Annotated in this window: 10 protein-coding genes; 4 read left to right on the top strand and 6 right to left on the bottom strand. The window is 71.6% G+C overall.

Translation table 11 applies throughout. The features are described 5' to 3' along the window. On the bottom strand, positions 1-678 hold a 678-nt coding region (locus ACZ4FV_RS50360; protein ID WP_465328077.1), incomplete at its 3' end, for an IclR family transcriptional regulator. 452 nt (positions 679-1,130) lie between these two features. Here ACZ4FV_RS50360 and ACZ4FV_RS50365 point away from each other — a divergent pair. The 3 genes from ACZ4FV_RS50365 (at position 1,131) to ACZ4FV_RS50375 (ending at position 4,706) form a co-directional block, all read left to right on the top strand. After that, a complete protein-coding gene (locus ACZ4FV_RS50365; RefSeq protein ID WP_395867253.1) occupies positions 1,131-1,841 on the top strand; it encodes an MIP/aquaporin family protein in 711 nt (236 codons plus the stop codon). A 56-nt stretch (positions 1,842-1,897) separates the two neighbouring features. After that, positions 1,898-3,427: a glycerol kinase GlpK gene (gene glpK, locus ACZ4FV_RS50370; protein ID WP_395867251.1), complete on the top strand. Its 1,530-nt coding sequence runs from the start codon at positions 1,898-1,900 to the stop codon at positions 3,425-3,427. Positions 3,428-3,653: 226 nt separating this feature from the next. Then, positions 3,654-4,706, top strand: a complete 1,053-nt coding sequence (locus tag ACZ4FV_RS50375; RefSeq protein ID WP_395867249.1) for a PHP domain-containing protein — start codon at positions 3,654-3,656, stop codon at positions 4,704-4,706. Positions 4,707-4,764: 58 nt separating this feature from the next. Here ACZ4FV_RS50375 and ACZ4FV_RS50380 read toward each other — a convergent pair whose 3' ends face one another. Further along, on the bottom strand, positions 4,765-5,373 hold the full coding sequence (locus ACZ4FV_RS50380; RefSeq protein ID WP_395867247.1) for a DoxX family protein: 609 nt from the start codon (positions 5,371-5,373) through the stop codon (positions 4,765-4,767). A 120-nt stretch (positions 5,374-5,493) separates the two neighbouring features. Beyond that, positions 5,494-6,501, bottom strand: a complete 1,008-nt coding sequence (ligD, locus tag ACZ4FV_RS50385) for a non-homologous end-joining DNA ligase (RefSeq protein WP_465328080.1) — start codon at positions 6,499-6,501, stop codon at positions 5,494-5,496. A 100-nt stretch (positions 6,502-6,601) separates the two neighbouring features. On the opposite strand from ligD, the gene ACZ4FV_RS50390 reads away from it, so the two are divergent. Continuing rightward, complete coding sequence (locus ACZ4FV_RS50390; protein ID WP_395867243.1) at positions 6,602-7,666, top strand: ATP-dependent DNA ligase; 1,065 nt, start codon at positions 6,602-6,604, stop codon at positions 7,664-7,666. Between the two features lie 55 nt (positions 7,667-7,721). Here the strand turns inward: ACZ4FV_RS50390 and ACZ4FV_RS50395 are convergent, their stop codons facing one another. Genes ACZ4FV_RS50395 through ACZ4FV_RS50405 form a run of 3 tightly spaced genes read right to left on the bottom strand, consistent with a single transcriptional unit; the run spans position 7,722 to position 11,016 of the window. Then, complete coding sequence (locus ACZ4FV_RS50395; RefSeq protein WP_395867241.1) at positions 7,722-9,347, bottom strand: amylo-alpha-1,6-glucosidase; 1,626 nt, start codon at positions 9,345-9,347, stop codon at positions 7,722-7,724. A 1-nt stretch (position 9,348) separates the two neighbouring features. Continuing rightward, the gene (locus tag ACZ4FV_RS50400) at positions 9,349-10,188 is read right to left on the bottom strand and encodes a carbohydrate ABC transporter permease (RefSeq protein ID WP_395867239.1); all 840 of its coding nucleotides are present in this window, start codon (positions 10,186-10,188) and stop codon (positions 9,349-9,351) included. A 15-nt stretch (positions 10,189-10,203) separates the two neighbouring features. Beyond that, a complete protein-coding gene (locus tag ACZ4FV_RS50405) occupies positions 10,204-11,016 on the bottom strand; it encodes a carbohydrate ABC transporter permease (protein WP_465328084.1) in 813 nt (270 codons plus the stop codon). Positions 11,017-11,164 lie beyond the last annotated feature (148 nt).

Here is an 11,164-nt window from a genome sequence, read left to right on the forward strand (position 1 = left end):
TGATACCCCCCCCCCCCCCCCCCCCTCCCCCCCCCCACCCCCCCCTTCCCCCCCCCCCCCCCCGCGCCCCCCCCCCCCGATGCCCGCCAGGCCCAGGACCGACTCCTCGATGTCGCACGCCCACCCGCGTTCGCGCACCGTCACGCTCTCCGTGTCCACCGCGACCGGGTCGACCACGGTGCGCGAGGTGAACGCGACCGGATCGGTCTCGTCCAACTCGGCGCGCGCGGCCGGGTCCAGCGCGAGCAGGACCTTGCCCCACGCGGTGGAGTGCAAGGGCAACATCGCGCCGATCTCCAGCACCTGGCGGCTGTCGTCCGGCCGAAAGACGTGGTGGATGACCAGGACGCCGCCCTTGTGCAGCACCCCGATGCGCACGCTCTCGCCGCTCGCGCGGGCCAGGTCGTCCGCCCAGACCAGGGCACGGGCGCGCAACTCGTGCACGTCCAGGTAGGAACTGCTGAGCCGGAGCAGCTCGGCGCCGAGCTGGTACTTGCCGCTCTTGGGGTCCTGTTCGACGAACCCCTCCTGGTGGAGGGTGCGCAGGATGCCGTGCGCGGTGCCCTTCGCCAGACCCAGAGTGGTGGCCACTTCGCTCAGACCGAAGCGCCGTTCGCCGCCGGCGAGCAGCCGCAGGATCGCCGCTGCGCGTTCGAGCGACTGGATGGGACCGGGCATACCAACTCCTCCATCGAAGATCAGGTTGGCAATCAAGATCGGGTTGGCAATGTAGAACAGCGGTCGCACACACGCCGGCCACGTCCACCACCCTCCCGCCGGGCCCGGCGCTCGCGGGGAGGTTCGGAAACGAGATGTTCACGGACTCTTGACGGCGGCGCAACCCGCAGAGAACACTGCCGGACAGCGGTCGTCAATGTCGAATGCCAGTCAGAGTCATCGAATGGACGGGCCCGGACGATTCCGGGCCGAGCGTGGTCGGGCCCGCCCCGCCGCGCACACGCCACACGGCACCGCATTCGCCGGGCTTCCCCGGCACCGCCTCATGTGGTCCGGATTCCCGCATCCCCGCACGGCGCGCCGACCCGGCGCGCCGTGTGCCGTCCGGCGCCCGGTTCCGGCGTCGATCCATCAGCGCGGTAGGCATCAGCGCAGTCAGAAGGGGTCGTGTTGTGACAAGCGACAAGATCTTCATCGGTGAGACCTTGGGTACGGCCATCCTGCTGCTCATGGGCGTCGGTGTCTGCGCCGCGGTCACCCTGAACCGGTCCAAGGCACAGAACGCGGGTTGGCTGGCGATCGCCTTCGGCTGGGGCTTCGCGGTCCTGGCCGGGGCATATGCGAGCGTGTCCCTGTCCGGAGCGCATCTCAATCCCGCCGTGACACTCGGGATAGCCGTCAAGACGGGAGAATGGGACAAGGTGCCGGTCTACCTCGCCGGGCAGTTCGTCGGAGCGGTGATCGGCGCCGTGCTGGCCTGGGCGACCTACCTGGGACAGTTCAAGGAGCACGGCGAACCGGTACTCGGGGTGTTCGCCACCTCGCCGGAGATCCGCAACCCGATCCAGAACGTGATCACCGAGACGATCGCCACGACCGTGCTGGTCATCGTGATCCTGACCCAGGGCCTGACCGACGGTCTCGCCCTCTCCGGCACCGGCATCCTGATGACCGCGCTCCTGGTGGTGGGCATCGGCCTGTCCCTGGGCGGTCCGACCGGCTACGCCATCAACCCGGTCCGCGACCTGGGCCCGCGCCTGGCACACTCCCTGCTGCCCATTCCCGAGAAGGGCGGCTCGGACTGGTCGTACGCGTGGGTCCCCGTGGTCGGCCCCACCCTCGGCGGGCTGGCGGCCGGCGGCCTGTACCGGCTCGCGTTCTGAGCCCGCGCATTCGTACCGACCCCGACCTTTCCCTCGGATCCTTCGGAAGAGGAGCCATGTCCGACACCTACATCGCCGCGATCGACCAGGGCACCACGTCCAGCCGATGCATCATCTTCGGCGCGGACGGGCGCATCGTCGCCGTCGACCAGCGCGAGCACCGGCAGATCTTCCCGCGTCCGGGGTGGGTCGAGCACGACGCCGCCGAGATCTGGAGCGTGGTGCAGGCGGTGGTCGCCGGCGCGCTCGCCCAGGCCGGCATCCGCCGCGAGCAGATCCGCGCGCTGGGCATCACCAACCAGCGCGAGACCACCGTGTTGTGGGATCGCCATACCGGCGTGCCGGTGCACAACGCGATCGTGTGGCAGGACACCCGCACCGACGCGCTGTGTCGCGAGCTGGGCGGCAACGTCGGCCAGGACCGCTTCCGGGTGGAGACCGGGCTGCCGCTCGCCAGCTACTTCGCCGGACCCAAGATCCGCTGGCTGCTCGACAACGTCGAGGGGCTGCGCGAGCGGGCCGACCGGGGCGACATCCTGTTCGGCACGATGGAGTCCTGGGTGGTGTGGAACCTCACCGGCGGCCCGGACGGCGGTGTGCACGTCACCGATGTCACCAACGCCTCGCGCACGATGTTGATGAACCTGGAGACGCTGGACTGGGACGACCGGATCCTGCGCGCGATGGACGTGCCGCGTTCGCTGCTGGCCGAGATCCGCTCCTCCTCCGAGGTGTACGGCACCGCCCGGGGCATCCTGGAGGGCGTCCCGGTCGCCTCCGCGCTGGGCGACCAGCAGGCCGCGCTGTTCGGGCAGACCTGCTTCGAGGAGGGCGAGGCCAAGAGCACCTACGGCACCGGCAGCTTCCTGCTGATCAACACCGGGTCGCGGATCGTGCAGTCGCACCACGGCCTGCTCAGCACCGTCGGCTACCGGCTCGGCAAGGAGGCGCCGGTCTACGCGCTGGAGGGCTCGATCGCGGTCACCGGTTCGCTGGTGCAGTGGATGCGCGACCAGATGGGGCTGATCTCCACCGCGGCCGAGATCGAGACGCTGGCGCTCACCGTGGAGGACAACGGCGGGGCCTACTTCGTCCCGGCCTTCTCCGGCCTGTTCGCGCCGTACTGGCGCTCGGACGCCCGCGGTGTGATCGCGGGTCTGACCGCGTACGTGAACAAGGGACACATCGCGCGGGCCGTGCTGGAGGCCACCGCGTGGCAGACCCGCGAGGTGGTGGACGCGATGGAGCGCGACTCCGGGGTCAAGCTCGCGACGCTCAAGGTGGACGGCGGCATGACCGCCAACAACCTGCTCATGCAGACCATCGCCGACGTGCTGGACGCCCCGGTGGCCCGCCCGTTCGTGGCCGAGACCACCGCGCTGGGCGCCGCGTACGCCGCCGGCCTCGCGGTCGGCTACTGGCCGGACCTCGACTCGCTGCGGGCGAACTGGCACCGCGCGGCCGAGTGGACCTCGCGGATGGACGACGCCACCCGCGACCTGGGATACCGCAACTGGCGCAAGGCGGTGGAGCGGACGATGGACTGGGTCGAGGAGGGCGACCCCCGGCCCGGACCCGACGCCTGACCCACGCCGCCGACGACCCGCGGGGGTGCCGAGATGTCCCTCGGTACCCCCGTACGTGCGTCGCCGACCGGCCGCTCACCACCCCGCCGCCGTCCCGGGCGCCGGCGAGGCCGACGGTTCGCGGGCACGGGGCGAGGAGCGCGGGCCGGGTTCGCTTCCGTCGCCCCCCACGGCCGCCCGATCGCCCACCCGGTTTACCGCCGTCGCGCGCGGCCACAGTCCTCCCATGGCTTCACGACGCACCGATTCCGCCCCACCCCCGCCCGCCGCCGACCCGGTGGCGGCGCTGGATCGCATCGCCTACCTGCTCGAACGCGATCAGGCGCCCACCTACCGGGTCAAGGCCTTCCGCACCGCGTCCGCCGTGGTCGCCGGGCTCGACCCGGACGAGCTGCGCCGGCGGGTGGAGCGGCACACGCTCGGCGAACTGAAGGGCATCGGCCCCAAGACGGCGGACGTGATCGAACAGGCGCACGCGGGCGGCGTACCGGGCTACCTCGCCGACCTCGAGGCCCGCCCGTCGCCCGTGCCCACCGACGGCGCGGCGCTGCTCGCCGCCCAGCGCGGCGACTGCCACATGCACTCCGACTGGTCCGACGGCGGCAGCCCGATCGAACTGATGGCCCGCACCGCGCGGGATCTGGGCCACGAGTGGGTGGTGCTCACCGACCACTCGCCCCGGCTGACCGTGGCCCGTGGTCTGACCGCCGAGCGGCTCCGCGCGCAGTTGGACGTGGTGGCCGAGATCGCCGCCGAACTGGCCCCGTTCCGCCTGCTCACCGGCATCGAGTGCGACATCCTCGACGACGGTTCGCTCGATCAGGAGCCGGAACTGCTGGACCGCCTGGACGTCGTGGTCGCGTCGGTGCACTCCAAGCTGCGGATGGACGAGCCGGCGATGACCCGCCGACTGCTGGCCGCCGTGCGCAACCCGCGCGTGAACGTGCTGGGTCACTGCACGGGTCGGCTGATTCAGGGCAAACAGCGCCCGGAGTCCGCCTTCGACGCCGACGCGGTGTTCGCCGCGTGTGCCGAGTCGGACACCGCCGTGGAGATCAACTGCCGCCCCGAACGCAGCGATCCGCCGTCCCGGCTGCTCCGCCGAGCGCTCGCCGCGGGTGTCTTCCTCTCGATCGACACCGACGCGCACGCGCCGGGCCAGCTCGACTGGCAGGGCTACGGGTGTGCCCGAGCGCAGGCATGCGACGTGCCGGCCGACCGGGTGATCACCACGTGGCCGGTGCGGCGTCTGCTCGCCTGGACCGGCGCGTCCCGCTGACGCCACCCGCTCGGCCGACGCCCCTCGTCCCGCCGGCGCCCGTCGGTGGAGCCGCCGCTCAAGCCGAGTCGGCCGCGGCGTCCGCCTCCGCGGCGGCCACCGCCCGCCGCCGCCCGATCACCGCGGCCGCCGCCGCGGCGCTGCCGGTGAAGGCGAGGCCGACCACCCACGGGCGGTCGAGCACGTGGCAGGTCAGATGGTCCACCGAGAACCGCCCGGGACCCGCGACGCCGAGCCCGGCCGCGACGAAGCCGAGGAACGCCGGGTACTCGAAGCCGCCCGATTGGGCGAAGAAGCCGGCCGGCGCGTGTACCGCGACCGCGCCCGCCATCGCACCGGCCGCCGCCGCACCCGCGGCGGGCGTGGCCAGACCCAGCGCGAGCAACACGCCGCCGCCCGCCTCGCCCAGCCCGGCCGCGATCGCACTGTGCCGGCCGGGCCGAAAGCCCATGTGCTCCATCGCCGAGCCGGTGCCGGCCAGGCCGTGCCCGCCGAACCAGCCGAACAACTTCTGCGCGCCGTGCGCGAACAGCACGCCGCCGGTGCCGACGCGCAGCGCGAGCAGACCCACGTCCTTGCGAACGGACCGGCGCGCGCGACTCGACAGGGGATTGCGAATCGAGACGGGGCTGTGCACGGACAGCGGCACACGGAACGACACACACATGAGGGACTCTCTCCTGTTTCGGATTCGATTTCGGATTCGGTTTCGGCTTCGGCGCCCACGAAAGCGGCCTTGCCGGCGACCGCGGCTGGGATGCACCGCCCGCGGGCGCGGGCCGGGATTTCAGTGTTCGCGGGCGCGGCTGGGCTGCACCCGGGGTGGCTCGCCGGGCATCTTGGGGTGGTCCGGCGGGTACGGCATGTCACCCACGCCGTGGTCACGCGCCTGTCGGTCGGCCAGTTCGAGCGCCGGGCGCAGATCGAAGGCCTGCTCGCCCATGTCCGCGTGCACGTCGCCCACCCGGGCGTAGCGCTCGGGCATGCTGCCCAGGTCGAAGTCGTCGGGGTGCGCGTCGTCGACCTCCTCCCAGGTCAGCGGTGCCGAGACGGTCGCGCGGGCGGTGGGGCGCGGCGAGTAGGCGGCGGCGATGGTGCGGTCGCGGGCCATCTGGTTGTAGTCCACGAAGATGCGTTCGCCGCGCTCCTCCTTCCACCACGCGGTGGTCACCCGATCGGGCATCCGCGCCTCGAGTTCGCGGCCCAGCGCGATCACCGCGCGCCGCACGTCGGTGAACTCCCACTCGGGGCGCACCGGCACGTACAGGTGCAGGCCGCGCCCGCCGGAGGTCTTCGGCCACGCGGTCAGGTCGTACGCGGCGAGCACCTCGCGCATCGCGTGTGCGGCGCGGACCGCGTCGGCGAAGTCGGTGCCCGGCTGCGGGTCGAGGTCGATCCGCAGTTCGTCGGGGTGTTCGGTGGCGCTGCGCCGGACCGGCCAGGGGTGGAAGGTCAGGGTGCCCAGGTTGGCCGCCCACACCAGCGCGGCCACGCTGTCCGGGGCCATCTCGTCGGCGTACCGGCCGCTGGGGAAGGTGATCCGGGCGGTGGGGATCCACTCCGGCAGGTACTTGGGCACCCGCTTCTGGAAGAACGACTCGCCGTCCACGCCGTCCGGAAAGCGCTGGAGCGTGGTGGGCCGATCCCGCAGACCGCGCAGCAGTCCGCCGCCGACCGCGATCACGTAGCGGACCACGTCCCCCTTGGTGAAGCCGCGGGCGGGGTAGTAGACCTTGTCGATATTGCTCACCCGGACGGACCTGCCGTCGACCTCGAACTCCTCGGCAGCGCTCATCCCTCAGGGTAGGCAGATTTGCCCTGATTCGTCCCGATGGCATACCGCCGGTCGGCCGCTGCGGAGGCGACCCGTGGAGGGCCCGCGCACACTGAGGCGCATGCGCCTTCCCGTGATGCCCCCGGTCAAGCCGATGCTCGCCAAGGCGGCCGCGCGGATTCCCGCCGGTCTGCACTACGAGGCCAAATGGGACGGGTTCCGGGCGATCGTCTTCCGCGACGGTGACGAGGTGCTGATCGGCAGCCGCAACACCAAGCCGCTGGATCGTTATTTCCCGGACGTGGTCGACGCGGTGCTGCGGCTGCTCCCGCCGCGTTGCGTGCTGGACGGCGAGCTGGTCATCGCCCGGGACGGGCGGCTCGACTTCGATCGGCTCCAGGACCGGATCCACCCGGCGGCCTCACGGGTGCGGCATCTGGCCGAGACCACCCCCGCGTCGTTCGTGGCGTTCGACCTGCTCGCGCTGGGTGACGACGACTTTCTGCCTCGGCCGCTGACCGAGCGCCGGGCCGCGCTGGAGCGGGCGCTGGCAAACGTGCCGCCGCCGATCCACCTCGCGCCGGCCACCACCGATCCGGGCCGGGCGCAGGACTGGTTCGACCGGTTCGAGGGCGCGGGCCTGGACGGCATCGTGGCCAAGGACCCCGCGGGGCCGTACCTGCCGGACGTGCGGGCGATGGTCAAGGTCAAGCACGAGCGCACGGCGGACTGCGTGGTGGCGGGCTATCGCGAGCACAAGTCGGGCCCGGTGGTGGGTTCGCTGCTGCTGGGCCTGTACGACGACCGGGGTCGGTTGCAGCACGTGGGTGTCAGTGCGGCCTTCACCGCCGCGCGGCGGGCCGAGCTGGTCCGGGAGTTGGCGCCCTATCGCATGGCGGATCCGACCGGGCACCCGTGGGCGCACTGGGCCGAGGCCGAGGCGCACGAGGCCGACCGGCTGCCCGGCGCGGTGACCCGCTGGTCGGGCGGCCGGCTCTCGGACTGGGTGCCGCTGCGACCGGAATCGGTCTGCGAGGTGGCCTACGACCACGTCCAGGGCGACCGCTTCAGGCACACGACCCGGTTCCGCCGGTGGCGCACCGACAAGGACCCCGCCGACTGCACCTACGAACAACTCGCCGAACCGGCCCGATACGACCTGGCCGACGTGCTCGGCACCCGCTGAGGCGCCCGGGCCCGCCCGCCGTCACCGCGTCCGGCGACGACGGCGGGCGGTGTGCTCAGCTTCGGGCCAGGTCCACGAACAGCGCGCTGGACCAGCCGAATCCGGTCGTCGCGCGCCCGGCCCGGCTCCCGGTCAGCGGGTTCCAGTACTCGTACAGCCCGCCGCCCTCAACCACCATCCGCACGGTGCGCTCGGTCAACTCGTCGGCCACGTCCGGGTATCCGGAGCGGCGCAGGCCCTCGATCAGCAGGTAGTTGACGTTGAGCCAGACCGGGCCGCGCCACATCGCCTCCGGGTCGAACGCCGGATCGTCGAACGCCACGGTCGGTACCGGGCGTTCGCCCCAAAAGCTCGGCGAGCGCAGGTCCGCGACCAGCCGGTCGGCGATCTCGCGCGGGAGTCGTCCGGTGAGCAGCGGAAGCAGTTCCAGCGGTGTGCGGACCCCGACCACGCGTCCCGCCGACACGGTGGTGAAGCGCTCGCCGTCCCAGCGCCGCGACACCAGGAGTTCGGTGTGCGCGGCGGCCCGCTTGCGCCAGGTCTCGGCCTCCTCGGCCCGGCCCAACTCCTGGGCGATGTCGCCCAGTACGTCGAACTGGAGTGCCAGGTAGGCGTTCAGGTCCGGCGGTTCGGCCTGCGGGCCGTAGTCCCAGACCGGGCTGTCGTCCAGCCCGCTGGAGTACGGGTGCAGGTATTCGGCCAGGCCGTCGCCGTCCGGGTCGGAGTGGGTCAGCCACCATTCCTGGGAGCGGGCGATCGGCTCGTACACCTCGGCCAGGAAAGCGAGGTCGGGCGCGGCCCGGTGGATCTTCCAGACCGCCCACGCGGTCAGCGGCGGCTTGGTCACCGGGACCACCTCGCCGGCCGCGGCGGACGGTGCCGCCTCCTCGCCGAGTGCCTGGCCGACGTGCTCGGCCAGCCGCGCCCGGTCCGAGCGCGGCAGGTCGGTGGTCTCCGCCAACACGCCCTCGTCGTGCACGACATCGGGAATCAGGCCGTCGGCGCGCTGGTGCGCGAGCAGGATCCGGATCTGGTCCCGGGCCAGTTCGGGGTCGCCGTGCCGCAGCGCGATGGCGTGGAAGTAGGCGTCCCAGTTCCACACGCCGACATAGCCGAACCGGGACGGGACCAGGCCCTCCCGGCCGCCCGCGAAGCGGATCGGCAGCAGGTTCACGCCGAGCGTCCACCACGCCATCGCGGCCCGTTCGCGCAGGTCCGCGCGAACCGCCGGCATGCGCTCGAACCAGGCGTTCCAGCGCGCGCCGGCCGCGGCCAGGACGGCGTGCCCCTCCACGCGCGTGTCCTCGCCCACCAGCACCCGGCAGCCCTCGATCGCGGCCTCGTGCGCGGCGCCGTCCGCCGTCCGCCAGCGCGCCCGGGCACCCGTGCCGGTCACCACGAGCGTGTCCGGACCGGCGAAGGCCAGGTGCACGCCGCCCGCGAAGGAGATCCGGTCCGGGTGCGCGGCCCGGATCGGCAGCGGGTCGCCGCCCGCCGACTCGATCCGCAGCCCGGTGAGCACGGTCGTCTCGGCGAGTCGCCTCTCGTACTCGGACCGGGCGACGCACAGATCGCCGTCCTCCTGCGCCACCACCAGGAGCCGCGAACCCCGGTCGGTGAAGGGGCGTTCGCGCAGGTCCAACGCGACCCGGTCGAGCAGTTCGCGGTCGTGCGCCGTCATCTCAGCGGCCTCCCATGCCGGATGCCGCCATGCTGCTGATGATCCTGCGCTGCCCGATCACGAACGCGATCAGCATGGGCACCACGGAGATCGTCGAAGCGGCCAGGAGCATGCCGTAGTCCAGTCCGCCGTGCTGGCCCTTGAACGAGGCGAGCAACATCGGAACGGTGAATTTGTCCTCGGAGTTGAGGAAGATCAACGGGTAGATGAAGCTGTTCCAGCTGCTCAGGAAGACGATGATGCCCAGCGCGGCCATGCCGGGCCGGATGTTGGGCAGCACGATCCGGGTGAAGATCGTCCACCGGTTCGCGCCGTCCAGCCGGGCGGCCTCTTCCAGTTCGATCGGCACCGCGCGGATGAACTGGCGCATCATGAACACCGCGAACGGGTTGGCGATGGCGGGCAGGATCAGCGCCAGGTGGGTGTCGATCCAGCCGAGGTTCGACAACATCACGTACAGCGGCACCAGGGTGACCTGGGTCGGCACCATCTGGGTGAGCAGGAAGATCACGAACAGCGTGCGGGAGAAAGGGAATTCGATCCGGGTGAAGGCGTAGGCCGCCATCGACGCGGTGAGCAGCGTCACCACGACGGTGATCATGGCGATGTAGAAGCTGTTCCAGTAGGCGCGGCCGAACGGCATCGCGTCGAAGGCGTCGGGGAAGTTGCTCGCGCGCCAGGGGTCCGGCAGCCAGGCCAGCGGATCCTGGATCATCTGCCCCTCGCTCTTGAACGCGGTGAGCAGCATCCACACGAACGGGAACGTCATCAGCAGCCCGCCCACGATGAGCAGGGTGTGCAGTGCGACGGTGCCGAAACGTCGGCGGATGGCAGTGACCATCACGACCATCCTCTCTTACGACTCGTAGTGGACGAAGCGCTTCTGCATGCCGAACTGGGCCACGGTGACCACGATCGTCATCAGCGTCAGGAGCAGGGCGGCGGCGCTGCTGGCGCCGAACTCGAACTTCTTGAAGCCCAGGTCGTAGACCTGGTACACGATCGTGCGGGCTCCCTCGTTGTGGGTGGGGTCGACCAGCACGTAGATCTGGTCGAATGCCTGGAAGGAGCTGATCACCGCGACCACGAAGGAGAAGAAGATGGTCGGGGACAGCAGCGGCAGCGTCACGTGCCGGAAGATCCGGACCGGTCCCGCGCCGTCGAGCCGGGCCACCTCGGTCAGGTGCGCCGGGATGGACTGGAGGCCGGCCAGGAAGATCACCACGTTCAGGCCCAGCGAGGACCAGATGGTCACCGCGGCGATCGCGACCATCACCCAGTCCGGATCGTTGAGCCAGTCGGGCAGCGTGATGCCGAACCAGTCGTGCACGGTGTTGTTGAGCATCCCCAGGTCACCGCTGGCCAGCAACATCTGCCAGATCACCGCGACGGCCACCGAACTGGTGACCACGGGCAGGAAGTAGATCACCCGGTAGATGGTCTTGCCGCGCACGTTGTTCAGCGCCATCGCGATGAGCAGGGCCAGGACCAGGCCCACCGGCACCGTGATCAGGCCCAGGGTCAGCGTGTTCAGCACCGCGTCGCGGAAGGTGGGATCGGAGAGCTGGGTCTGGAAGTTGTCGAAGCCGACCCAGGACTTGTCGCCCAGGCCGTCCCACTTCATGAAGGCCAGGACGACCGCGAAACCCAGCGGCCCCAGGGTGAACACCAGCAGGGCGGCCAGTTGCGGACCGAGGAAGAGGGCGGCCCACCACCGCTCCCGGCGGGGGGGGGGGGGGGGGGGGGGGGGGGGGGGGGGGGGGGGGGGGGGGGGGGGGGGGGGGGGGGGGGGGGGGGGGGGGGGGGGGGGGGGGGGG

This window comes from Embleya sp. NPDC025285, from assembly GCF_055558835.1.